This window comes from Mycobacteroides salmoniphilum (assembly GCF_004924335.1).
In the GTDB taxonomy this organism is placed as follows: Bacteria; Actinomycetota; Actinomycetes; order Mycobacteriales; family Mycobacteriaceae; genus Mycobacterium; species Mycobacterium salmoniphilum.
In genome coordinates, this window is sequence record NZ_CP024633.1 from 3,330,528 (window position 1) to 3,353,079 (window position 22,552).

The window sequence follows — 22,552 nt, forward strand, 5'->3', positions numbered from 1 at the left end:
ACTGCAGGCATGACGCCCACCGTGTCCTTGCGCGAAGACCGTCGGCTGGCACTCGAATTGGCCGATGCCGCCGATGAAATCACCACGTCGCGGTTCGGCGCGCTCGATCTTCGGGTGGACACCAAACCCGACCTGACCCCGGTGACCGACGCGGACACCGGGGTGGAATCCGTCCTGCGCTCGCTGCTGCATCGATCGCGCCCGGCGGATTCGGTACTCGGCGAGGAGTACGGCGGCGAGGCCGTATTCACGGGTAGGCAATGGGTGATCGATCCCATCGACGGCACCAAGAACTTTGCGCGCGGGGTCCCCATCTGGGCCACGCTCATCGCGTTACTTGAGGACGGCGTACCCGTCGTCGGTGTGATCAGCGCTCCGGCACTGTCCCGCCGGTGGTGGGCGGCCGCCGGGCTCGGCGCCCACAGCCGTGTCGGGTCGGGTGACGATCGACCGATCCACGTCTCCGGAGTCGACCAACTGGCGTCGGCAAGCCTGTCGTTCTCCAGCCTGTCGGGCTGGGCGGATCGCGGGAAGCGCGATCGATTCATCGACCTGACCGACGAGGTGTGGCGGGTCCGGGGATACGGCGACTTCTTCTCATATTGCCTGGTGGCCGAGGGCGCGGTCGATATCGCTGCCGAGCCCGAGGTCTCGTTGTGGGACCTGGCCCCGCTGGACATCTTGGTCCGCGAGGCCGGCGGCCAGTTCACGAGCCTGGCCGGCGAGCCCGGCCCGCATGGCGGCAGCGCGGTAGCGACCAACGGGTTGCTGCACGACAAGGTGCTGAGCGCCCTGTCCTAAGCCCCGGCTCCCCGCGAGCAGACGCTTGTTGCCTCTGCGTCATGGGCTTCTCCGCGATGCGGGTTCCCGCAAGCGGGTGTTGCCGCCTGCTCACGCACAGGAACCTGGTGTGATCTGGGCCTCGTTTTGTAAGGATCTTACCGCTTAGTAAGATACGGTTCTTACTTCGGAGTAAGGTACCGATCAGATACTCCGGCAGAACCCCACTTTGACCCCAGAAACGGCTGGTGACATGACCAACACGTTGACCCCGCGCGACGAGAAGAAGGCCGCCAAGAGCAAGAGCCTGGCGAAGCACGAGACGGGCGTAGGCCTCCAGAAGCACAAGCGCGGCGCCATCGACATCCTGATCGCGGTGCTGACCCCGATCGCGGGTTCAGAGCTGCTGGACAAGTACAACCTGCGCGGAGCCTTCAACAAGGGCATCTTCGAGACCACGAAGGGCCTGTTCACCACCCTTGGCGTTGCCAACCGCACCTTCAAGAAGGTGTCCGGCAGCAAGGGCGCACCTAAGCGCCTCGACAAGGCGAACGCCGACTTCTTCGACCTCAACCCCGAGGACGAGCAGAAGATGATCGCCGACACGGTGAAGGAATTCGCCGTCGAGGTCATCCGCCCCGCCGCCTACGAGTCGGACAAGAACAAGGCGTACCCCGCCGACCTGCTGAGCAAGGTCGCCGAGCTGGGTGTCACCGCCATCAACATCCCCGAGGACTTCGACGGCATCGCCTCGCAGCGCTCGACGGTCACCAACTCCCTTGTTGCCGAGGCACTTTCGTACGGCGACCTGGGTCTGGCACTACCGATCCTGGCACCCTCGGGTGTCGCTTCCGCGCTGACCAACTGGGGCAGCGCCGATCAGCAGGCCACCTACCTCAAGGAGTTCGCGGGCGAGAGCGTGCCGCAGGCCTCGGTTGTCATCGCCGAGCCGCAGGCGCTGTTCGATCCCTTCAGCCTCAAGACCACGGCCACCCGCACCCCCAGCGGTTTCCGGCTCAACGGCGTCAAGTCACTAGTACCGGCCGCCGCACAGGCCGAGCTGTTCATCGTGGCCGCCAACTACAACGGCCGCCCGTCGCTGTTCATCGTCGAGTCCGGCACCGAGGGCATCACCGTCGAGGAAGACCCGAGTATGGGTATCCGCGGTGCCGCGCTGGGACGGCTGAACCTGAACAACGTCGCGGTTCCCGCCTCCGGCCTGCTCGGTGAGGACGCAGCCGGAGAGTCCGATTACTCCGAGGCCGTCGCACTGGCCCGCCTCGGTTGGGCGTCGCTCGCGGTCGGCACCGGCCAGGCCGTGCTCGACTACGTAATCCCCTACGTCAAGCAGCGCGAGGCATTCGGCGAGCCCATCGCCCGTCGCCAGGCCGTTGCCTTCATGTGTGCCAACATCGCCATCGAGCTCGACGGCCTGCGGCTGGTCACGCTGCGCGGTGCCTCTCGTGCCGAGCAGGGCCTGCCGTTCATCCGCGAGGCCGCACTGGCCCGCAAGCTCGCCACCGACAAGGGCATGCAGATCGGCCTCGACGGGGTGCAGCTACTCGGCGGCCACGGCTTCACCAAGGAGCACCCGGTGGAGCGCTGGTACCGCAACCTGCGTGCCATCGGTGTCGCCGAAGGCGTCGTAGTCCTCTAAGCCCAGAACCTCTACTAAACGAAAGTCTTTCCATGGCAATCAATTTGGAACTCCCCAAGAAGTTGCAGGCGGTTCAGGAGAAGGGGCACCAGGGCGCTGCCGAGCTGGTACGGCCGATCTCCCGCAAGTACGACCTGGCCGAGCACACCTACCCCGTCGAGCTGGACACCCTGGAGACGTTGTTCGCCGGCGTCACCGCTGCGGGCACGTTCGCCTTCGCCGGTGCCGAGGCCTTCCGCGCCGAGGAGAACACCGAGAAGCAGAACGTCAACGGCGCCAACATGTCCGCGCTGCTGAACGCCCTCGAGATGAGCTGGGGCGACTGTGGTCTGCTGCTGACCATCCCCTTCCAGGGCCTGGGCAACGCCGCGGTGTCGAGCGTGACTACCAAGGAGGACGCCGACAAGTTCGGCAAGGTGTGGGCCGCCATGGCCATCACCGAACCGGGCTTCGGGTCGGACTCGGCGGCGGTCACCACCACCGCCAAGCTCGACGGCGACGAGTACGTCATCAACGGCGAGAAGATCTTCGTCACCGCCGGTTCACGCGCCACCCACATCGTGGTGTGGGCGACCCTGGACAAGACCAAGGGCCGCCCCGCCATCAAGTCCTTCCTGGTGCCGCGTGAGCACCCCGGTGTGACCATCGAGCGTCTCGAAGAGAAGCTCGGCATCAAGGCCTCCGACACCGCGGTCATCCGCTTCGACAACGCGCGGATCCCGAAGGACTACATCCTGTCCGATCCGGAGATCAACACCGAAAAGGGCTTCGGCGGTGTGATGAGCACCTTCGACAACACCCGCCCAATCGTGGCGGCGATGGCCGTGGGTGTCTCGCGGGCCTCGCTCGAGGAACTGCGCAAGATCCTCGAGGACGCCGGCATCGACATCTCCTACGACAAGCCGGCGCACGCTCAGCACGCGGCCGCCGCGGAGTTTATCCGGATGGAGGCCGACTGGGAGGCGTCGTACCTGCTGACGCTGCGCAGCGCCTGGCAGGCTGACAACAACATTCCCAACTCGATGGAAGCCTCGATGGCCAAGGCCAAGGCCGGCCGCGTCGGCAGCGACATCACCCTCAAGGCCGTCGAAATGGCCGGCACCACCGGCTATTCCGAGCGCACCCTGTTGGAGAAGTGGGGCCGCGACTCGAAGATCCTGGACATCTTCGAGGGCACTCAGCAGATCCAGCAGCTGGTGGTCGCCCGCCGTCTGCTGGGGCTGAGCTCCGCAGAGCTCAAGTGACGCACTAATCAAGATCCATTGCGGCCCTTCCGGGATTTCACCCCGGAGGGGCCGCATCATTTCGATGAGCGCTTGCGCGAAGAGCAACCACCTGCTCGATGAGCGCTTGCGCGAAGAGCAACAACAAACCTATGAGCCACGTCAGCGAAGTCTGGCAAAGACAGCTAAGCTGCCGTTTCTATCGACGCGACACATCATCTTGTGGAGGACATATGAGGGTTCGGTCAGGTCTGCTTACCGCGGTGAGCTGTGCACTCGTTTCGTTCGGCGCCGGCGCTCCGGTTGCTAGCGCGGAGGAGTCGACCTGCGCTGCAATCGACCAGATGTCGAAGGCAGTCGACGACCCGGCCAACAACGGTCCGATCGTCACCGAGGCCCTGATGTACATCCGCGGCGACAATCCCGCCTACTCCGGGCTGGACCGTCAGGTCGAGGCGATCGGGCAGGCCCGCGACATGTGGGGGCGAGCCAACGATGGCGTGCGGGCCAATCTGGACGGTGTCACCGAGCCCGGCGCTCGCCAGCAGCTCACGGCATACGCCGACGGCCTGAGCGGTGCCTACGACCTGGCGGGGGCATGGCTGGCCGCCACCCCGGAGGTGCGCTCCTCCCCCGAGATCATCGATCGCGGAGCCGCGGTCGGCGGCCTGCTGTTCGACGGCGTCAACAACTTCCACGTCCTGGCCAACATCTGCAACGGTGGCCGTCACTAAGCGTGCGACTCAGCCCAGCCGACGCACGCCACCGCTTCCAGACGGCGGCGGTCGCGAGGCTGGCAACGGTCAACGAATCCGGTGTGCCGCATGTGGTTCCGGTGACCTTCGCCATGGCTGACGACACCATCTGCTGGGCGGTTGATCACAAGCCGAAGTCAGGCAACGATTTACAGCGCTTGCGCAACATCGCTGCGAACCCTGCGGTCAGCTTCCTGGCAGATCACTATGACGAGGATTGGTCGGCGCTGTGGTGGGCACGCGCCGATGGCATCGCGCGGACGCTCGATACGCCCGATTCCTCCTGGATCGACTTGCTGGCCAACAAATATCGGCAATACCGAGAGACGCCACCGACCGGCCCCATGGTGCTGACCGATGTATCCCGGTGGAGCGGGTGGGCCGCCTCCCCCGTGTCGGCGTGATTACTCCGGCCTGATCCCGTCACGTTCGCAGTCCGCGAGCAGTAGTCGCTTGATGACCTTGCCGGTCGACGTACGCGGCAGTGCCGTGACGAAGTACACGTCACGGGGCACATGGAACTTGCTGAGCCGGTTCTTGATGAAGGCGCGCACCATGTCGCCGTCAAGGCCGGCGTCCTTGTGTAGCACGACGAATGCCGACAGCCGCTGGCCGAAGCTGTCATCGGACGTCCCGACGACAGCCACATCGGCAACCTGTGGCAGGAAGGCCAACGCGTCCTCCACCGGCCTGGGGAAAACGTTTTCACCGCCGGAGATGATCATCTCGTCATCGCGACCGTCGATGTACAGACGGCCATCAGCGTCCAGGTGGCCCAGATCGCCGGTGTCCAGCAGACCGTTGACCGACGCCGGTGACGGGTCGGCCACGTACCCGTCGAACAACATCTCATTGCCGACGAAGATCCTGCCCGTCACACCGCGCGGCACCGGACGCCGGTCGGCGTCGAGAATCGCAACGGTGGTGCCCAGCGGCGGCCGGCCTACCGTGGTGGGGGCGATCGCAAGATCCTCGGGGTCGGCGATGGTGGCCCAGGACACCTCTGTGGATCCGTAGAAGTTGTAGAGCACTTCACCGAATGCCTCGGTAAATCGTTGTACCAGTGAGGCATTCAGCGGCGACCCACTGCAGGCGACCAGCCGCAGGCTCGATGTGTCGTACTTCTGGCGCACCTTGGCGGGCAGATCGACGATGCGCTGCAGCATGATCGGGACGGCGATCAGCGTGGTCACCTTGCGGGTCGCGATGGCGCGCAGGCACTCCTCCGGATCAAACTTCTCCTGCAGGATCACCGTCGCCCTCAATGGTGTGCTGATCTGCAGGCAACCCAGCCCCCAGGCATGGAAGACGGGGGCCGAAATGAGCATGGTCTCGTTCATCTTCATCGGCATCCGCGACAGCATCGCGGCGATGACGGCGAACCCACGCGGGGTGGGCCGCAACGCTCCCTTGGGAGTTCCCGAGGTTCCGGAGGTTTGCACCACCTGGTGACCGGGCCGGGTAGGGGGCAACACTCCCGGCTTGTCGGCTACCACGAAATCATCCAGCCCGCGGCGCCCGTTGATGGCACTGCGGCGGCCGGTGCTGATGAGCTCGACCTCCCAGGGCACGTACCTGACGAGTTCGTCCAGATCATCGTCAACGAACACCTTGGTGAGATTGTTGCGTGCCACAGCAATCTGGATCTGAGTTGCTGCCAACGCGTTGTTGAGCAGCATGACGTCCACCCCGAGCATGCCGAAGGCAATGAGGCACTCCACCATGGCAATGTTGTTGCGAGCCAGCAGGCCAATCTTGGAGGTTTCGTTGATGCCGTCGCGCATCAGACCGGTGGCCATTGCCTCGGCGCGCCGGTCAAGTTGCTCGAAGGTCAGCTGCCCGGCGTCGTCGGCAATCGCGAGCTGCTTGGGGGCGCGCGCCGCGGCGGCCGCGTAGCCGCCCTGAAGGGTGAATCCCCACCGCGCCAGTGAACCCAATTGACGAAGGCCGCGATCGGGGCGCGGGATACGCACCACACCCACCCCGATCATCAGCCGGGCGATGCTGACGTGAATATTTCCGTTTTCACCCATGTTGGACACGTTGGAAGTTGACGCGCCGGACAGATAGTCATCAATTCTGTCCAGCCCGTCCATCAACCATTGGTTGACGGCCACGCTTGGCTTCTTGATACCGGCGGGCAGGACCGAAGCCGCCCGCAACACTGTGATGCGAACCCGGGTCTGCGCGGACCGCTCCTCGAACAACCGCACGGAGATCAGCCCGTCGTTGTCGACCCCCTCGATCGCGAGGCTCTCCTTGGTGTTGCTGAGAATCAGGCGCACGCGGGCCTTGGTCTTGGCGGACAGCACCAGGTATTCGGGGTCAGGTCCCGCCTCGGTGCTCTCGATCAAGGTCTCGCAGGAACCGACCCCGGTAAAGAACATGGGGTACATGTCGGGTGAGCTGATCAGCTCCCACACCAGCCCGCGTGGGTGCTTGAGCAACTTGTCGCAACTAATTACATCAGCGACCATAATGGTGGTCCTACCTGGGGTTTTCGGTCATGCACCGCGCGAGCGTACCCGATGACGCGCATCACTGCCCAGGAACTGTTGTGGTTCATGTCACTGACGTGACCAGATTGCCGAGCGCCGGGCCGGGCGAACCGCCGGCAACGTCGACAGGACATCTCTGATCGGCAAATCGGCCACCGCCTAGATGTGCGGGGCCTCGCGGATCTTGCTGCCGTCGTTCCCGAGCGTCTTGCAGTACATCGTGACCGAGGTGCGGGTCGCGGAGATCTCCAGGTTCGACGCGTCACGCCCGCTCTGGTCCTTGAGCATCTTGCTCACCGCGTCATTCTGCTTCTGTTCCTCGGCGGCGATGAAGTTCTTGCACGTGGTGTCGCCACCCTGATTGATGACACCCGAGCACCCCGTCACGAGGGCGACTGCCACGAAACCGGTTCCAGCCAAAACCTTCACAGCGCTCATGCGGTGACAGTAACTCATCGCCGAACCCAGCTCCGGCAAGATGTACGTTGAGCCGGAGATAGGGAGGGTCATGTTCCAGCTGTTCAACGAGCGCTCACGGCAGGTCATCGTGATCGCACAAGAGGAAGCACGCGAACGGCAGCACAACTACCTCGGAGCAGAACACCTCCTGCTGGGTCTGGTCGGCGAAGGAACCGGGCTGGGGGCTCGGCTGCTCGCGACGGCCGGAGTCCGTTTTGAGAACGCGACTCGGGTGATTCAGCTGATCGTCCCGTTGGGCCAGGAGCCACCGACGGAGAAGATGCCGTTCACTCCGGGGGCCCAGCGGACCCTCGAGCTGGCGATGACCGCGTCGACAAGCAGGCGGCAGACGGAGATCTGCACCGGACACCTGCTGCTGGGCCTCGTCGACGCCGCAGATCCCGTCATCATCCAGATATGGGAGAAACTCAGCGTGGATGTTCTCGACCTCTGGGACAACGTCCGGGCGCACCTGGACGAGAACCTCGGCGACTAAGCGCGCACGGGCTGTGACTGCGCGGCGATGCTCTGCTCACCTGCGCGCGCGGTCCGCCGCAGAGCCCCGTACTCGCCGATGTATCCGGCCACGCTGCCTATCGCGGGCAGCATTCCGAGATAACGGAAGATCGGTTTGGGTTGCGGCCGCTTCTCCAGCTCGCCGGCAATGGCGCGCAGGATGCCCGCAAGGTGCCACAGGGTGCGGGCCAGGGCGAACGGCGACCAGCTTCGGGGCGTCTCGGGTTCCTGATCGTCAGCGCCGACCAGCACCTCGTCACCGAGGGTGCGATCGCACAGCACCTTCGCAAGCAGCCGGACCTGCTCCTGGTGGTCGTCGATCCCGAACTCGCGGGCAATGGCGACCAGCACGATGGCCTGGTTGGAGAATCCGAGGAGGTCCTGCACAGGAAGCCGAGCAGCCAGTGCGCCGAAAATCCCTGGGAAGGCGACGAATACGGTGTTGACGGCACCGACGCGCTGCACCCACCAGTGCGCCTTCCCGCGGGTGTCTAGCTGCTCCCATGCCTTCGTGCCGGGGGTGGTCGCAGTGTTCAAGGCACAGGCCAGCGCATCCAGCGCCTTGTCGACGACTCCCTCGCCGTCGCCCAGCTCATAGGTGCGCTCCTTGAGACCGAACGGATCGGACTGCGCCAGGACGGTGAGCACGGGGTTGATCACCCGGACCGCGCGGCTCAATGCGTCGGCGATATCGGCATCGGTGAGCACGGCATTAGGTAGCGCAATGAGACCCATGCACCCATCATCTCGCGCCAGACACCGACGCGCGCGGCCGGGACCAACTCCCCCGAATTCAGATCGTCAATTCGCCACGGCGTGAACGTGTTCGGGCGTACTGTGCCCTCAGCACGACAAGATCACAACAAGATAAGGATGGGCAATGAAGCTCATGGCCCCGATCCCTCAGAATCGCGAGGGATGACTCGTGGCACTCGCAGCAACTCTGATCACCGCCTGCACCACCGCGGTCGGCGCGACAGCATTTGGCGCCTCGCTCGCCATCACCCCGCAGCCGCCGGACACCATCCTCTACGTGATCAGTTCAGATCGCCCGATATCGGCGATCACGTGGAGAGACAGCCTTGGGCATATGCGCGAACAGCCCGTCGATGGCACTCAGCACACCTGGTCCTGGACCTTCACCAGTGATATCAGCGATCCGCCGTACTTCGTCAGCGCCCAATCCGCCGGGGCGCCCGTCACCTGCCGCTTGATCATCAACGGCAAGGTCAAGGTCGAGGACACCGCCGCGGGCCAGGATTCAACCGCCACCTGCCACGGATAACCCTGGCGCGATAGCGGCGCGGCTCAGCGGTGCTTGGCGACGGTGAGCAGGACCGCCGAATCCGCCAGCGCCTGCAACGAATGCCGGGCATCGGGGATCTCGATCAGATCTCCGGCACGGCCGTCCCAATGTTCGTCGCCGACCACCAGCCGAACCGAACCCTGAATGACGTAGATCGTGGCCTCACCCGGGTTCTCATGCTCGCCGAGCGCGGAACCCTCGCGCAGTGCGATGACGGTTTGACGCAACACTCGCTCATGGCCACCCACGACGGTGTCCGCGGCATTGTGGCCGTCGGCGGCGCGCTCGAACAACTGCCGTATCAATGCGTCGATCGAGTGCTTCTGCATACCTGCCATTCCATTCCTCGGCGGCAGGCCCGTCAACCCTTGATATAGGGAAACGAAGTTGGAGACAGGAGGCCTTCGACCGCCAGTGTGGATGACATGCTGGCCGTTGTTGGCGCCAACGCATTCCCGGATCGCAGGCATCAGTGTGCCCAGGAGGTTGCGGCTACTCATGACGAAGCGAAGCTGCTCGTCGGGGTGAAATGCGGGACCGACTGGCAGCAGGTCGATTTCGACGTCGACGATCTCGCCAGCAGAAAGCTTCTCCGTCCGGTCGAAGTGTGAGCGGGGATGTCGTCGGTGGACAGCTTCTCATCGAGACGACGGGCAGAAACAAGCAACCGGCCGTCAGATCCCTTGTACCGGTGTCACCCAAGAAGGCGTGGCCCGGCGCACACACGAGCAAACCCGTGCTCTACCGGCGCTATCCGTCGCGGGCGCATATGGTCGTCGACGCCCTTCCAAACCTCTAGTGGCGGTCCGACAACGATCTGATGGCTACGCAGTCATTGCGGGCCGGGTCGGATCGGCCTGGCGGCGGGGCGGGGGTGTGTTTACGGGAGTGGGTCCGGTTGAGTTGATGGTTCTTTGATGCCGGTCACTGTCCACGCGGACACATCAGATAAGCGGATGCGCAGCGAGTCATGCTCGACTGTGGTGCCCGCGACGTAGCAACGAGCTTTGCGAAGGTGAACAAAGACGCTGCCCTGCTCGGCTTCGAGCGCCGCGATACGGCCGGCGACATCCTGGGCGTCGTTCCTGCCGAAGAAGTTCGCGATGTAGTGCCCGAAGTATGTGCTGGTCACGGTGATTCCTGTGGCCACTCCCCAGGGGAGGTAGAGCGTCACTTCGATGCTGACAGAACCGGCTTCGGTGTCGATGTGGCGAAGGATCGCATCCACCCCGGCGGGGTCACGTAAGGCCATACCCGGAGCCTAGAACATTTCCTTCAACCTGCGCTATCCAAAATCTATAGTGGCTGGGGTAGACATTCGCCATCGATGCGGTTAGAGTATCGGATGTACACAGAGCAGAAGGTGATGGCACGGGAGATGATGAACTGCCCGTGATGTCAGGATCGGAGGCGGCCAGATACTCCAGATTCGTTAGCAGTACAACGGTTTTGGGGCCGTCCAGCAGTACCCGCAAGTCAAGCAGTACCGGTTAGATGCAGTACCCGCATGAAAATGAGGAAGGAGGCAGTTACCGTCGGATCGCCCGTGATTGTTCACTATCGGGCCGATGCCGCAGTTCTACAGCAGTATCGAGAGATGGTAGTTATCTCCTCAGGGCCGGTGGCCCCGGCGTGATGGTGTACCCGGGGCTACCGGCCTTCTTAATAGCCAGTCAGTGATGGGCCCGCGGGCCTTCTCGCTGGTCCGAAAGGTTTTGCAATACAAGCAAAGAACGGTTCTGCCGACAGCAACCCGAACGATAAATTCGAAGACGAGGACTACCCCGCTTACAGCATGGGTAGCGCGGCGCAGATTCTGGGAACTACCCCAGCCTTCCTGCGCAGCCTCGATGAAGCCAAACTACTGACCCCGCAACGCTCCGAGGGCGGTCACCGCCGCTACTCGCGTTATCAGCTTCGGATCGCGGCAAGAGTCCGTGAACTGGTTGAGCGCGGTACCGCACTGGATGCGGCATGCCGCATCATTATCCTTGAAGACCAACTTGCCGAAGCCCACGATATCAACGCCCAGCTCCACCGCAGCCTCGATGACCGGTACAACGCGACCTCCGGCGAAAACCCCCAGCCCTGAACGCCTATCCCGGATGCCTCCTCGCAACGCCCGATAAGCCGTAACGACGCTGGCTGCCCAGGAATCCTGGGCAGCCAGTTCTCGTGCGCGTATGTACGGGGCTAGACCGCCGCAGTCAGCTGTGAGCTGTTTTCCAGCGCATCAATGAGTGGAATGGCATCCAGAAGCCAGCTGTCTGGGTCGCCGATTTCGAGGATTCGGTCGACAGCCTCGCCGGATAGCAGTGACCAGCGCACCTCGTGATACTTGCAGCAGCAACGGATCTTGAGCACGGCAAGAAAGCCCTCGCTGCCACAGAAGTCCAGTTCGCGTAGGTCCAGGACGAGCGCGTGGCGTTCATGAAGATGACGTACGGCGTAGTAGACCAAGCAGTCGGCATTGGTTGCGTCGAGGGCGCCTGTGGCGGCCACGACGACCACGCCGTCGCGATGCGGTGTGGCGGTGAACTGAAATCCCTGTCCGCTATAAGGTGCAGCGGATGAGAGCGGGCGCGGATATGAAATCGATTGAATAGACATAACTTTGACTTCCGCCAGTGTCTGGTACTTCGAACTTCAGGAGCGCCTGCGCGGGGATGAGGGGAGCGAGTTCTGCTCTGCACCGGGAGCTGGTGCCCTGCGTGGCTGTGAACTCAACCAATACAAACGTAGCCCTGTTACCGTCGATGCGCAGTGCAACAGTACGAACGGTCGAAATAGATTTCCGGTGCGGCCCAATGGTCGCCGGGATGAGGTATGGCATCCGATTTCTGTATACCGGCTCTCGCGCAATACAGCGCCTGGCACTGATCGCGAACTCCCGATTGGGATTGTGCCCAGCGGGTATGCCTGTGCTCGGGTCCGAACAGATCTCGCGCGCTACCGACACGCCCTCCTGCCCCGAGCGTCTCAGCAGCGTAAGGCCACTCGGATCCCGACGGGCTCTCACTCCCCGGCCCGGCCGCATCGCCTTCAGCCCCTGACATAGCCGAAATCGTAAGCAGATATCCAGCGATGCGTAGCCCGTTGCCGTGGCCGTGGCCGTGGCCGTGGCCAGGTGGAATACCAGAGGTGGGAGGCCCGAATGCTCATCAGCGCACACAATCCACGTAGGGCATCCCATCGGACGCTGGGGCACCCCGCAATTAGTGGGACTTAAACGGAGACCCAAGGCCATTCAGGGCAAGAAAAAACCCCAGGCCAGAGGAAATGAATCCTCTGGCCTGGGGACCTAGTAGCGGGGACAGGATTTGAACCTGCGACCTCTGGGTTATGAGCCCAGCGAGCTACCGAGCTGCTCCACCCCGCGGTGGTGAACACAAGGTTACCGGTCGCACTGCGTGGCGCCAAATCGTTAACCTGGCCTGCACGTTCTCGGCACCACGTAGTGGTTTCGTCCCTGCCACTTGCGCTTTCACGCAGTGGCAGGGACGAGCCGTTTTACTTGGCCTGTGTGAACTTGGTCATCGCGTCATCGAGGCTCTTGAGGGCCTGTCCGTACCGTGCGAAGTCCCCACTCTTCTGGGCGTCCTTCACCTCTCCGATGGCTCGCTGAACCTCCTGCAGGGCGGCAGCCTTCGCCGAGGACAGATCCGAGGACCCTACGGGCGGCGGTGCCACCGGAGGGACGATCGGAACACTCTGACCGCTCGGCGGCGGCGCGCTGACGCTTCCGGGCTCGGCCGCCGGAGCGGTAGCCGTCGCGCCGGCACCCGGCCCGAACACCATGTCGAGCGCGTCCCTGACCGTGGTCGCGTAGCCGACCTTGCCGTTGTAGAACATGCCCACACGGATCAGACGCGGATACGACGACTGATCACCCTGACCCGGCGAGGCATACAGCGGTTCGACAAACAACAGTCCCCCGTTGGCCACCGGCAGCGTGAGCAGGTTGCCCCATTTGAGGATGTTCTGGTTCTTGATGATGCCGACGTGTGAGGACACCAGGTTGTCCGTGGTGATGGCATTGTTCACCAACTTGGGGCCCTGCACGGTTCCGGGGACCGTCAAAACCGTTATCTTCCCGTAGGTTTCGGGATCGGAGCTCGCGCTGACGTAGGCCGCCAGGAAATCACGCTGGAAACGGTTCAGCGCACTCGTCAATTGGAACGACGCCGAATTGTCATTCTTGTTAATGTCTTTCGCCACAATGTAATACGGCGGCTGCGACCCGGTAGGTGCGTTCGGATCATCGGGCACCTGCCAGAAATCACTGGTGGAGAAGAACGTCACCGGGTCATTGACGTGGTAGCGCGCCAACAGGGTCCGCTGCACCTTGAACAGATCCTCCGGGTAGCGCAGATGCCGCGCGAGATCCGAGGAGATGTCGCTCTTCGGCTTCACCGTTCCCGGGAAGACCTTCATCCATGCCTTAAGCACGGGATCCTTCTCGTCCTGCTGGTACAGGGTCACCGTGCCGTCGTAGGCATCCACCGTCGCCTTCACCGAGTTCCGGATGTACGAAACCTGCTGGTTGGGCAGCGCTCCCCCGGTCCTGCCTACCTGGCTGTCAAAGGTGGCCTCCGACAACGACGTCTGCTGCGAGTACGGGTAGTTGTCCAGCGTGGTGTAGCCGTCCACGACCCAGACCATGCGCTTGTCGACGATCGCGGGGTAGGTACCACTGTCGACGGTCAACCACGGCGCCACCGCTTCCACGCGCCGGCTCGGATCGCGGTTGAACAGGATCTTGCTGTTGTCGCCAATCACATTGGAGAACAGGAAGTTCCGCTCGGCATATTTCAGACCGAACACTGTCCGCGCCAGCGCGCCACCGACGGGAACGCCGCCGCCGCCGGTGTAGGTGCTGTTCTTGGTGCCCGCATTGTTCTCGTAGTCGTACTCTCGGTCGTTGCCGTTCTTCCCGACGATCGCGTAGTCGTTGGTATCGCTGGCGATGATCGGGCCGTAGTACACGCGCGGCTGAGCCAACTGCGCCGGGCCGTCGGACAGAACCTTGCCGCCGTCGTCAACGGCATTCACCAGGAACTCCGGGTACCCACCGTTCTCGTCCGGCTTGTCTGCCACTCCCCGCACGGTGTTGGCCGGTGCCGCGATGAACCCGTTGCCGTGCGTGTACACGGTGTGCCGGTTGATCCAGTCGCGCTGGTTATCACGAAGTTTGGCCGGATCGAGCTCGCGGGCGGCGACCACATAGTCGCGCAGCGAGCCGCTCTTGTCCTGGTATCGATCGATGGACAACGAATCAGGGAAAGCATAGAAGTTCTTGCCCTGCTGCAATTGAGTGAAGGCCGGGCTCACGATGTTCGGGTCCAACACGCGAATGTTGGCCATCGTCGCGCGATCGGCGGCAACCTGCTTAGCCAGCGTTTCGCTCCCCGTTGGTGCCGATGCCGTACCGCTGTAGTCGCGGTACGTCACGACGTCATCTGTCAGGCCATAGGCATCGCGTGTCGCCTTGATGCTGCGCGCGATGTAATCGCTCTCCTTCTGCGCCGCATTGGGTTTAACGCTGAATTGCTCGACGATGAGCGGCCACCCGGCACCGACCACCAACGAGGACAGCAGGAGCAGCGCCAGCCCGATGGCAGGGATCCGCAGATCCTTGAGCACCAGGGCCGAGAACACCGCGACCGCACAGATCACCGCGATGGCCAACAGGATCAGCTTGGCCGGCAGCACCGCATTGATATCGGTGTAACCGGCGCCGGTGAACGGCTTGCCGGCGCGCGTGTGTGAGAGCAGCTCGTACCGATCGAGCCAGTACGCGGCGACCTTGAGCAGCACCAGAACTCCGGCGAGAGTCACCAACTGGATACGGGCCGGACGTGACAGCGTGCCGGCACGACCGGACAGCCGAATGCCGCCAAAAATGTAGTGCACCAAGGCGTTGACGACCAGCGCGACGAACACGGCAATGAACAGGTAGGTCAGCACGAATCGGTAGAACGGCAGCTCAAAGGCGAAGAAGCCGAGATCCAAACCGAACTGCGGATCCTTGATGCCGAAGTCCCCGCCCTCCAGGAACAGCTGCACGGGCATCCAATAGCTTTGAGCCACAATGCCTGCCAGCACTCCGATGAGCACGGGAACACCGATGACGAAGAGCCGCACCCGCGACAAGATCAGAGCCCGGTATTGCGCCAGCGCATCGCCGGGTCCCTTGGTGGGCACGAATACGGGCCGCGCGCGGTACGCCAGCCCGATGCCCGTGAAAACCACGGCACCGACCACGATTCCCACAATCAGGAACAAGGTGAGCCGGGTCAGTAGCACCGTGGTGAACACACCGCGGAATCCGAGCTCACCGAACCACAGCCAGTTGATGTAGGTGTCGACCAGGCGTGGGCCGATCAACAACAACACCACGATCACCAACGCAGCGGCGACCAGTCGCCGGCTCCGTCGGGTCAGTCGTGGCAGAGCCCCATTTGGCCGCATACCCACGTCGCTACGCTCCTCGTCGAGTGTTCAAGCACGGCTCAGTTTTCGCGCTTCGATTCTCAGCCCCACTGTAGCCGCAGAACAGCGGGCATCGTCCTGCATCGATAGTGGTGAGGTTGGCTAACAACCAGGCGGCTGATCACCGCGATTGAGGGCATTGAGTCCATCAACCGCCTCGGTCAATGTGCCGACCTTGACCAGGGTCAGCCCCTGCCCGCCGTCCGTCTTCGCCTCGGCGCAGTTGGCCGCGGGCACCAAGAACACCGTCGCTCCAGCGTCTTTGGCAGCCTGCATCTTGTGCGTGATCCCACCGATGGGCCCCACCTTGCCCTCGGCATCGATGGTTCCTGTTCCGGCGACGAACTTTCCGCCGTCGAGCTCATCGGGGGTCAGCTTGTCGATCACCGCGAGGCTGAACATCAACCCGGCCGACGGCCCACCGATGTTGGCCAGATTGAAATCAATGGTGAACGGCGCCCACGGAGCCTGCACCACGCCGACCCCCAGGAACCCGTAGTCGCGATCTGCGTTCTTGCCGAGGGTGATCTTCACCGTGCCGCTGGGGGCATTCTTGCGCTTGTAATCGAGCGTCACCTCGTCACCCGGCTTGGTCGCCTTGAGCAGTCCCGTGAATTCCTCGAGCGTTGCGACCGGGCGCCCATTGACGGCGGTGATCGCATCGTTCTCCTGCAGCTTGCCCTTGGACGGCCCGTCCTCGCTGATGGTCAGAACGGTCACGGCCGTCGGGTATTTGAGATACCCGAGCGCCGCGAACTCAGCGCTCTCCTCGGACTTCTTGAACTCGAGGTCGTTCTCCTTATCCACCTGGTCCTTGGACCGATTGGGCGGATACACCACATCGCGCGGCACCAACTGCTCACTACCGCTTGCCCACAACCGCAGCGCGTCGGCCAGGGTCAGCCCGTCACGCTGGGAAACGGTCGTCATGTTGAGGTGACCGGAGACCGGATCCACCTTGGTGCCCTTGATGTCGACGACCTCCTTACCCTCGACCTGCCCGAGGGTATTGAAGGTCGGGCCCGGGCCCAGGGATACGAACGGCACGGTGATCACCGACATCAACAACCCGAAGGCGATGATCGGGATGAGCGCGACCAGCAGCGTCGCTACGCGGCGATTCATGCCTGCACCCTATGGCAAGGCCTGATCAGCACCCCGCCGGTAGTCTCGTGGTGGAGGTTCGATGAACGAGCATGCCCCCGTCCTGCTGTACGACGGCGTCTGCGCACTGTGCAACGGCGCGGTGAAGAAGATCCTGCGCGACGACAAGGTCGGGACTATGCGGTTCGCCGCGCTCGACAGCGAGTATGGCGATCAAGTGATCGCGCGGCACCCCGAACTCGTGGGCGTGGATTCCTTCGTGGTCATCGACAATCCGGGCGAGCCCGTCGAACGAATTCATATCCGGTCCGACGGAGTGCTCCGCATCATGGACTATTTGGGCAACACCCGCCGAGCCGCCCTCATCGCGCGTCTCGTCCCCCGTCCGATCCGCGATGCGCTGTACCGGCTGGTGGCACGCACCCGGTACCGGGTGTTCGGCCAGTACGACACCTGCCCGGTACCGCCGCCCGAGGTTCGCGCACGCTTCCTGGCCTGATCCCGCGCCACAAGCAGCGCGTTCACTGACAGCGTGATCCGGCCACCTCTACCAGCGGTACCGTGGAGATATGGCCGACCTCCCCTTTGGATTCGCTGCTGGCGACGACCCCGACCGTGAGCGGGGCGACGACGCGCGACCGGGGCCCGGCTCGGGTTCGTCGGGTTCAGACCCGTTCGGCTTCGGATCTGGTGGATTCAATCCCGCCGATCTCGGCCAGATCTTCACCCAGCTGGGCCAGATGTTCAGCGGCGCTGCCGCGGGCGCGGCCAGCGGTCAGCCCGCGGGCCCGGTCAACTACGACGTAGCCCGGCAACTGGCCTCGAGCTCAATCGGTTTCGTTGCCCCCATCACCGAGAGCACGACATCGGCCATCGCCGATGCGGTGCACCTGGCCGATACCTGGCTCGACGGGGCCACCGCCTTGCCCGCCGGCACCACCCGGACAGCCGCCTGGACCGCGACGGACTGGGTGGACAACACCCTGGAAAACTGGAAGCGGCTCGTCGATCCTGTCGCCGAACAGATTTCGGGTATGTGGGCGGCAAACCTGCCGGAAGAGGCCCAGGGCATGGCGGGTCCGCTGCTGGGCATGATGACCCAGATGGGCGGCATGGCCTTCGGATCGCAGCTCGGCCAGGCCCTCGGACAACTGTCCCGAGAGGTGTTGACGTCCACGGATATCGGATTGCCGTTGGGCCCCAAAGGCACCGCGGCGCTCCTTCCGGCCGCCATCGAAGCGTTCTCGGAGGGCCTCGAGCAGTCCAAGAGCGAAATCATGACCTTCCTGGCCGCTCGGGAAGCCGCGCATCACCGCTTGTTCAGTGGTGTCGGCTGGCTGACCATCCGGCTGATGGACACCCTCGAGCAATATGCCAAGGGCATCTCGATCGACATGAGCGCCATCGAGGAGGCCGCACGCGGCTTCAACCCCGCCTCGCTGGGCGATCCGTCCGATATGGAACAGCTTCTTTCCCAGGGCATTTTCGAGCCGAAGACCACACCGCAACAGGAGCAGGCCCTGGAACGCCTGGAAACCCTGCTCGCTCTGGTGGAGGGCTGGGTGCAAACCGTGGTGACCGACGCGCTCGGCGAGCGCATCCCGGCGACCGCGGCCCTCAGCGAGACATTGCGACGCCGCCGCGCGACGGGCGGCCCGGCCGAGCAGACCTTCAGCACCCTGGTGGGCCTGGAGCTACGACCGCGCAAGCTGCGCGAGGCGGCGGACCTGTGGCGCAGACTCACCGATGCCGTCGGCACGGACACGCGCGACGCGATCTGGGCACACCCCGATCTGATCCCCGATGCGGGCGATCTGGACAACCCGGCAGCATTTATCGATCGCATCATCGGCGGCGACACGGACGCCGCCGATGACCCCATCGCACAGATCGAGAAGCTCGATCCGGGCAACCCCGAAGAAAACCGAGAGAACCGCGAGGACTGAGAAATCTGACGCGCACCCATTCGGTGCTGGTCAGCGAATGAATCGGGCTGTGGATAAACGGCTTTCGCCCGCCTACAGTGGGCGCCGGATATGCCACAGTGGGTCATGTCCAGCGAGCCGACGTTCACCCTCGATCCGGCGCGTCCCGTACTGCCGCGACCGGACGACGGGGTTCAGATCGGGTGGATGCCACGTCACGCCGTGATCGTGCGCCCCTCGGCGGCCACGCCGGCCGTCGCGGTACGGCAGCTGCTGAGCTCCCTGACGGACGAGCTCACCTGGGGACAGATTCTTAACCTTCAGTGCGTCAAGGACTTTCACGATGCAAAGGACATTCGTTCGCTGCTGGACGAGCTGGTCGACGCCGGCGCCGTCATCTGCCGAACCCGTTCGGTCGCGGTCGCCTCGCCGGTAATCCGGCTCGTCGGCCGCGGTCCGCTTTCCGATGCCCTCGCCGAGGCGCTCCGCCATACCTCGGCACGCATCCAGCGCTCAACCCAGTCGGCGCACGAAAAATCTTGGCAACATGTGGATTTGGCGATACTCGCCGACGATCTGATCGCCGATACCCGGCTACTGCGGATCCTCGCCGACGCCGAGGTGCCGCACCTGTCCGTCCGCGCACGCGACGGCAGGGGCCTCATCGGGCCCATGGTTCTGCCCGGTATCACCAGTTGCCTGGAATGCGCCGACCGCCATCGGCGTGACCGTGACGAACAGTGGCCCGCGGTCGCCGCCCAACTCACCGGAGCCGTCGGCGTCGCCGCGCCCGCCACGGTGCTGGGCACCGTGGCGGTGGCGCTGGCACAGATCGATCGAGTGCTGTCGGCCATCCGCGGGCAGGCACCGGGACCGTTGGTAACGCTCAACGCGACACTCGAACTCGACTTGTCCACGCACGCGTTGACCGCCCGACACTGGACCGCACACCCTCTGTGTCGATGTGGCGCCTACTTCGCCGGAAATTGACGAAGACCCACTTTTTGTTAACTTCATCACGACCGGGCATGATGTGCGCATGGCAGAGATCCGTCGTGGCCGCGCCGCACGCGCCGCAAAACTCGCATCGCTTCCGGCCGGGATCGCGGGCCGCGCCGCACTCGGTGTGGGGAAACGGATCGCCGGGAAATCCAAAGACGAAGTAAACGCCGAACTCGTGGAGAAGGCCGCCGAACAGCTGTTCCAGGTGCTCGGCGAGCTCAAGGGCGCGGCCATGAAGATCGGCCAGATGCTCTCGGTGATGGAGGCCGCGATACCCCCCGAGTTCGGGGAGCCCTACCGGGAAGCGCTGACCAAGTTGCAGAGCGACGCGCCGCCGCTGCCTGCCGACAAGGTCCATCGGGTCCTCGACGCCCAGCTCGGCACGAAGTGGCGTGAGCGCTTCCAGTCCTTCGACGACAAGCCCGTCGCCTCGGCCAGCATCGGCCAGGTACACAAGGCCATCTGGAAGGATGGCCGCGAGGTGGCCGTCAAGGTGCAGTACCCGGGCGCTGACGAGGCTGTCCGCTCAGACCTCAAGACCATTCAGCGGCTCTCGTCATTGTTCAAACAGGTGGCCCCGGGCGCCGATATCAAGGCCATCGTCGACGAACTCATCGAGCGCACCGAGGAAGAACTCGATTACCGCATCGAGGCCACCAACCAGCGCACCTTCGCCAAGGCCTTCAAGGACGACCCCGAGTTCTACGTGCCATCGGTCGTGGCCTCCTCCCCCAAGGTGATCATCACCGAGTGGATGCAGGGCCGGAAGCTCTCGGAGATCATCGCCCAGGGCACCGAGGAAGAGCGCAGCAATTGCGCACATTTTCTCCTCGAGTTCAGCATCAGCTCGCCGTACCGGTGCGGGCTGCTGCACGCCGACACCCACCCCGGAAACTTCATGCTGTTGGAGGACGGCCGGTTCGGCATCATGGACTTCGGCGCCTGTGCCGCCCACGAGGGTGGCCTCCCGGCTGGTTTCGGACCGATCCTGCGTCTGGCCCGCGATGAAAAGTGGGAAGAGTTGACCGAGGTGCTGCGTTCGGAGGGCTTCATCCCACCGAGTGCGACTTCCGTCTCTCATGAGGAGGTCAACTCCTACCTTGAGCCCTACATCGAGCCGCTCAACCACGAGACATTCCACTTCAGCCGTAAATGGCTGCAACGGATCACCGCCAAGGCCACCGATTTCCGCAGCGAAGAGTTCCTCGAGTCGTTCAAGACCAGCCGGCAGATGAACCTGCCGCCCAACTACCTGATGTTCTTCCGGGTCCTGGGCGGCCTCATCGGCATCGCCGCACAGCTTGATGCCCCGGTGGACTACGCGGCCATCATCGACAAGTGGGTGCCGGGCTTCCACGAGGACAGCAAGGCGCCCGCCGCCACGTAGGCGAAAAAGAAAACCTGCGTTGTCAGACCCACCGCGCCCTCCGGCATGATGTAACGCATGGCTGAGATTCGTCGTGGCCGCGCCGCACGCGCCGCAAAACTCGCATCCCTGCCGGCAGGCATTGCCGGTCGCGCCGCCCTGGGCGTCGGGAAACGTCTGACCGGCAAGTCCAAGGACGAAGTCAACGCCGAGATGATGGAGAAGGCGGCCGAACAGCTGTTCCAGGTACTCGGCGAGCTCAAGGGCGCCGCGATGAAACTCGGACAGGCCCTGTCGGTGTTCGAAGCCGCGATTCCGCCGGCCTTCGCCGAACCCTTCCGCGACGCCCTGACGAAGTTACAGAGCGACGCGCCGCCGTTGCCTGCCGACAAGGTCCATCGGGTCCTCGACGCACAGCTCGGCACGAAGTGGCGTGAGCGCTTCCAGTCCTTCGACGACAAGCCCGTCGCCTCGGCGAGCATCGGCCAGGTGCACAAGGCCATCTGGAGCGATGGGCGCATCGTCGCGGTCAAGGTGCAGTACCCGGGCGCCGACGACGCCGTCCGTTCCGATCTCAAGACCATGCAGCGGCTGGCATCGTTGTTCAAACAGATCGTCCCCGGAGCGGACGTCAAAAGCATCATCGACGAACTGATCGAGCGCACCGAGGAAGAGCTCGATTACCGCATCGAGGCCACCAACCAACGGGCCTTCGCTAAGGCCTTCAAGGACGACCCCGAGTTCTACGTGTCGCCGGTGGTTGCCTCTGCCCCCAAGGTCGTCATCAGCGAGTGGATGGAAGGCCGCAAACTCTCCGAAATCATCAGCAGCGGAACAGAAGACGAGCGCAACGAATGCGGACGCCTGCTATTGAAGTTCACCGTCAGCTCCCCCTACCGGTGCGGACTGCTGCACGCCGACACCCACCCCGGAAACTTCATGCTGCTGCCCGACGGGCGCCTCGGCGTCATGGACTTCGGCGCCGTCGCCACCCACGAGGGCGGGTTTCCGCCCAACCTGGGGCCCATCTGGCGTCTGGAGCGGGACGGCATCTGGGATGAGCTCATTCCCCTCATGCGCGCGGAGGGGTTCATCCCGCCGCGTACCGACGTGTCACCGAAAGACATCGACGAGTACCTCAAGCCATTTATCGACCCGCTGAAGTCCGACGAGTTCCACTTCACCCGGAAATGGATGCAGCGGGTAGCCGCCAAATCCAGCGACGTGCGCGGTGCCCAGTTCCAGACCGGCCGCCATCTGGACCTGCCGCCCGTCTACCTGATGATGTTTCGGGTGCTCGGCAGCCTGTCCGGCATTCTGGCCCAGCTCGATGCGACGGTCCCCTACGCGCGGATCATTGGCGACTGGGTTCCCGGCTTTCGTGAAGACGAGCCCGTCGCCGCCAGCTAGCAACAGCTAGCATTCCGTGAAGACGTGAGGGCAACGACGCCACACTGAACGATATGAGG

21 protein-coding genes, 1 tRNA gene and 2 pseudogenes are annotated in these 22,552 nt (G+C 63.8%); 14 read left to right on the forward strand and 10 right to left on the reverse strand.

What is annotated here, in order from left to right:
* Nucleotides 1–9: 9 nt before the first annotated feature.
* The 5 genes from hisN (at nucleotide 10) to DSM43276_RS16570 (ending at nucleotide 4,819) form a co-directional block, all read left to right on the forward strand.
* Complete coding sequence (gene hisN, locus DSM43276_RS16550) at nucleotides 10–801, forward strand: histidinol-phosphatase (protein ID WP_078330922.1); 792 nt, start codon at nucleotides 10–12, stop codon at nucleotides 799–801.
* Between the two features lie 232 nt (nucleotides 802–1,033).
* Complete coding sequence (locus DSM43276_RS16555; RefSeq protein ID WP_078323811.1) at nucleotides 1,034–2,437, forward strand: acyl-CoA dehydrogenase family protein; 1,404 nt, start codon at nucleotides 1,034–1,036, stop codon at nucleotides 2,435–2,437.
* Between the two features lie 32 nt (nucleotides 2,438–2,469).
* Nucleotides 2,470–3,681 carry an acyl-CoA dehydrogenase family protein gene (locus DSM43276_RS16560; RefSeq protein ID WP_078292206.1) on the forward strand — a complete coding sequence of 404 codons (1,212 nt, stop codon included), beginning with the start codon at nucleotides 2,470–2,472 and terminating at the stop codon, nucleotides 3,679–3,681.
* Between the two features lie 212 nt (nucleotides 3,682–3,893).
* Complete coding sequence (locus tag DSM43276_RS16565; protein WP_078330921.1) at nucleotides 3,894–4,394, forward strand: hypothetical protein; 501 nt, start codon at nucleotides 3,894–3,896, stop codon at nucleotides 4,392–4,394.
* Between the two features lie 2 nt (nucleotides 4,395–4,396).
* On the forward strand, nucleotides 4,397–4,819 hold the full coding sequence (locus DSM43276_RS16570) for a TIGR03668 family PPOX class F420-dependent oxidoreductase (RefSeq protein WP_078330920.1): 423 nt from the start codon (nucleotides 4,397–4,399) through the stop codon (nucleotides 4,817–4,819).
* On the opposite strand, the gene DSM43276_RS16575 is transcribed toward DSM43276_RS16570, so the two are convergent.
* Nucleotides 4,820–6,892: an AMP-binding protein gene (locus DSM43276_RS16575; RefSeq protein WP_078330919.1), complete on the reverse strand. Its 2,073-nt coding sequence runs from the start codon at nucleotides 6,890–6,892 to the stop codon at nucleotides 4,820–4,822. It abuts the gene before it with no gap.
* Between the two features lie 180 nt (nucleotides 6,893–7,072).
* Nucleotides 7,073–7,369, reverse strand: a complete 297-nt coding sequence (locus DSM43276_RS16580; RefSeq protein WP_078330952.1) for a hypothetical protein — start codon at nucleotides 7,367–7,369, stop codon at nucleotides 7,073–7,075.
* Between the two features lie 52 nt (nucleotides 7,370–7,421).
* On the opposite strand from DSM43276_RS16580, the gene DSM43276_RS16585 reads away from it, so the two are divergent.
* Nucleotides 7,422–7,868, forward strand: a complete 447-nt coding sequence (locus DSM43276_RS16585) for a Clp protease N-terminal domain-containing protein (RefSeq protein WP_109556248.1) — start codon at nucleotides 7,422–7,424, stop codon at nucleotides 7,866–7,868.
* Here the strand turns inward: DSM43276_RS16585 and DSM43276_RS16590 are convergent.
* Entirely contained in the window at nucleotides 7,865–8,644 is a 780-nt protein-coding gene (locus DSM43276_RS16590) for a hypothetical protein (RefSeq protein WP_078330917.1), read from the reverse strand. The two genes, DSM43276_RS16585 and DSM43276_RS16590, sit on opposite strands and share 4 nt — an antisense overlap.
* A 169-nt stretch (nucleotides 8,645–8,813) precedes the next feature.
* Between DSM43276_RS16590 and DSM43276_RS16595 the strand changes: the two genes are divergently transcribed.
* Nucleotides 8,814–9,173, forward strand: coding sequence for an MmpS family transport accessory protein (locus DSM43276_RS16595; protein WP_078330916.1), 360 nt, complete (start codon nucleotides 8,814–8,816; stop codon nucleotides 9,171–9,173).
* Nucleotides 9,174–9,196: 23 nt separating this feature from the next.
* On the opposite strand, the gene DSM43276_RS16600 is transcribed toward DSM43276_RS16595, so the two are convergent.
* Together DSM43276_RS16600 and DSM43276_RS24100 are read right to left on the reverse strand one after the other, a co-directional pair.
* A complete protein-coding gene (locus tag DSM43276_RS16600; protein WP_078330951.1) occupies nucleotides 9,197–9,523 on the reverse strand; it encodes a cupin domain-containing protein in 327 nt (108 codons plus the stop codon).
* A 129-nt stretch (nucleotides 9,524–9,652) separates the two neighbouring features.
* Nucleotides 9,653–9,766 (reverse strand): annotated as a pseudogene (locus tag DSM43276_RS24100) (hypothetical protein); the annotation flags it as partial.
* A 106-nt stretch (nucleotides 9,767–9,872) separates the two neighbouring features.
* Between DSM43276_RS24100 and DSM43276_RS16610 the strand changes: the two are divergent.
* Nucleotides 9,873–9,990: pseudogene (locus DSM43276_RS16610) on the forward strand (TetR family transcriptional regulator); the annotation flags it as partial.
* 84 nt (nucleotides 9,991–10,074) lie between these two features.
* On the opposite strand, the gene DSM43276_RS16615 reads toward DSM43276_RS16610, so the two are convergent.
* Nucleotides 10,075–10,446, reverse strand: a complete 372-nt coding sequence (locus tag DSM43276_RS16615) for a hypothetical protein (RefSeq protein ID WP_078330915.1) — start codon at nucleotides 10,444–10,446, stop codon at nucleotides 10,075–10,077.
* 543 nt (nucleotides 10,447–10,989) lie between these two features.
* Here DSM43276_RS16615 and DSM43276_RS16620 point away from each other — a divergent pair.
* A complete protein-coding gene (locus DSM43276_RS16620) occupies nucleotides 10,990–11,286 on the forward strand; it encodes a helix-turn-helix domain-containing protein (RefSeq protein WP_109556246.1) in 297 nt (98 codons plus the stop codon).
* Nucleotides 11,287–11,387: 101 nt separating this feature from the next.
* Here DSM43276_RS16620 and DSM43276_RS16625 read toward each other — a convergent pair whose 3' ends face one another.
* The 4 genes from DSM43276_RS16625 to DSM43276_RS16640 form a co-directional block, all read right to left on the reverse strand.
* Nucleotides 11,388–11,804, reverse strand: a complete 417-nt coding sequence (locus tag DSM43276_RS16625; RefSeq protein WP_078330913.1) for an STAS domain-containing protein — start codon at nucleotides 11,802–11,804, stop codon at nucleotides 11,388–11,390.
* A 695-nt stretch (nucleotides 11,805–12,499) separates the two neighbouring features.
* A tRNA-Met gene (locus DSM43276_RS16630) sits at nucleotides 12,500–12,573 on the reverse strand.
* A 131-nt stretch (nucleotides 12,574–12,704) separates the two neighbouring features.
* Nucleotides 12,705–15,671, reverse strand: coding sequence for a UPF0182 family protein (locus DSM43276_RS16635; RefSeq protein WP_078330912.1), 2,967 nt, complete (start codon nucleotides 15,669–15,671; stop codon nucleotides 12,705–12,707).
* Between the two features lie 117 nt (nucleotides 15,672–15,788).
* Nucleotides 15,789–16,811, reverse strand: a complete 1,023-nt coding sequence (locus DSM43276_RS16640) for a YlbL family protein (protein WP_078330911.1) — start codon at nucleotides 16,809–16,811, stop codon at nucleotides 15,789–15,791.
* Nucleotides 16,812–16,872: 61 nt separating this feature from the next.
* Between DSM43276_RS16640 and DSM43276_RS16645 the strand changes: the two genes are divergently transcribed.
* From DSM43276_RS16645 to DSM43276_RS16665, 5 genes are all read left to right on the forward strand, one after another.
* Nucleotides 16,873–17,289: a thiol-disulfide oxidoreductase DCC family protein gene (locus tag DSM43276_RS16645; protein WP_078330910.1), complete on the forward strand. Its 417-nt coding sequence runs from the start codon at nucleotides 16,873–16,875 to the stop codon at nucleotides 17,287–17,289.
* A 70-nt stretch (nucleotides 17,290–17,359) separates the two neighbouring features.
* Nucleotides 17,360–18,736 (forward strand): zinc-dependent metalloprotease, encoded by a 1,377-nt coding sequence (locus DSM43276_RS16650; protein WP_078330909.1) that lies wholly within the window; start codon nucleotides 17,360–17,362, stop codon nucleotides 18,734–18,736.
* 90 nt (nucleotides 18,737–18,826) lie between these two features.
* The gene (locus DSM43276_RS16655; protein ID WP_078330908.1) at nucleotides 18,827–19,705 is read left to right on the forward strand and encodes a hypothetical protein; all 879 of its coding nucleotides are present in this window, start codon (nucleotides 18,827–18,829) and stop codon (nucleotides 19,703–19,705) included.
* Between the two features lie 49 nt (nucleotides 19,706–19,754).
* Nucleotides 19,755–21,104: an ABC1 kinase family protein gene (locus DSM43276_RS16660; RefSeq protein WP_078330907.1), complete on the forward strand. Its 1,350-nt coding sequence runs from the start codon at nucleotides 19,755–19,757 to the stop codon at nucleotides 21,102–21,104.
* Between the two features lie 57 nt (nucleotides 21,105–21,161).
* Complete coding sequence (locus tag DSM43276_RS16665) at nucleotides 21,162–22,493, forward strand: ABC1 kinase family protein (RefSeq protein ID WP_078330906.1); 1,332 nt, start codon at nucleotides 21,162–21,164, stop codon at nucleotides 22,491–22,493.
* The last annotated feature ends 59 nt before the right edge of the window (nucleotides 22,494–22,552 follow it).

What these genes read in the sequence shown, in the direction of transcription:
- hisN (WP_078330922.1), top strand. Translation starts at nt 10, where the DNA reads ATGACGCCCACCGTGTCCTTGCGCGAAGACCGTCGGCTGGCACTCGAA.
- DSM43276_RS16555 (WP_078323811.1), top strand. Translation starts at nt 1,034, where the DNA reads ATGACCAACACGTTGACCCCGCGCGACGAGAAGAAGGCCGCCAAGAGC.
- DSM43276_RS16560 (WP_078292206.1), top strand. Translation starts at nt 2,470, where the DNA reads ATGGCAATCAATTTGGAACTCCCCAAGAAGTTGCAGGCGGTTCAGGAG.
- DSM43276_RS16565 (WP_078330921.1), top strand. Translation starts at nt 3,894, where the DNA reads ATGAGGGTTCGGTCAGGTCTGCTTACCGCGGTGAGCTGTGCACTCGTT.
- DSM43276_RS16575 (WP_078330919.1), bottom strand. Translation starts at nt 6,892, where the DNA reads ATGGTCGCTGATGTAATTAGTTGCGACAAGTTGCTCAAGCACCCACGC.
- DSM43276_RS16580 (WP_078330952.1), bottom strand. Translation starts at nt 7,369, where the DNA reads ATGAGTTACTGTCACCGCATGAGCGCTGTGAAGGTTTTGGCTGGAACC.
- DSM43276_RS16585 (WP_109556248.1), top strand. Translation starts at nt 7,422, where the DNA reads ATGTTCCAGCTGTTCAACGAGCGCTCACGGCAGGTCATCGTGATCGCA.
- DSM43276_RS16600 (WP_078330951.1), bottom strand. Translation starts at nt 9,523, where the DNA reads ATGCAGAAGCACTCGATCGACGCATTGATACGGCAGTTGTTCGAGCGC.
- DSM43276_RS16615 (WP_078330915.1), bottom strand. Translation starts at nt 10,446, where the DNA reads ATGGCCTTACGTGACCCCGCCGGGGTGGATGCGATCCTTCGCCACATC.
- DSM43276_RS16620 (WP_109556246.1), top strand. Translation starts at nt 10,990, where the DNA reads ATGGGTAGCGCGGCGCAGATTCTGGGAACTACCCCAGCCTTCCTGCGC.
- DSM43276_RS16625 (WP_078330913.1), bottom strand. Translation starts at nt 11,804, where the DNA reads ATGTCTATTCAATCGATTTCATATCCGCGCCCGCTCTCATCCGCTGCA.
- DSM43276_RS16640 (WP_078330911.1), bottom strand. Translation starts at nt 16,811, where the DNA reads ATGAATCGCCGCGTAGCGACGCTGCTGGTCGCGCTCATCCCGATCATC.
- DSM43276_RS16645 (WP_078330910.1), top strand. Translation starts at nt 16,873, where the DNA reads ATGAACGAGCATGCCCCCGTCCTGCTGTACGACGGCGTCTGCGCACTG.
- DSM43276_RS16650 (WP_078330909.1), top strand. Translation starts at nt 17,360, where the DNA reads ATGGCCGACCTCCCCTTTGGATTCGCTGCTGGCGACGACCCCGACCGT.
- DSM43276_RS16655 (WP_078330908.1), top strand. Translation starts at nt 18,827, where the DNA reads ATGCCACAGTGGGTCATGTCCAGCGAGCCGACGTTCACCCTCGATCCG.
- DSM43276_RS16660 (WP_078330907.1), top strand. Translation starts at nt 19,755, where the DNA reads ATGGCAGAGATCCGTCGTGGCCGCGCCGCACGCGCCGCAAAACTCGCA.
- DSM43276_RS16665 (WP_078330906.1), top strand. Translation starts at nt 21,162, where the DNA reads ATGGCTGAGATTCGTCGTGGCCGCGCCGCACGCGCCGCAAAACTCGCA.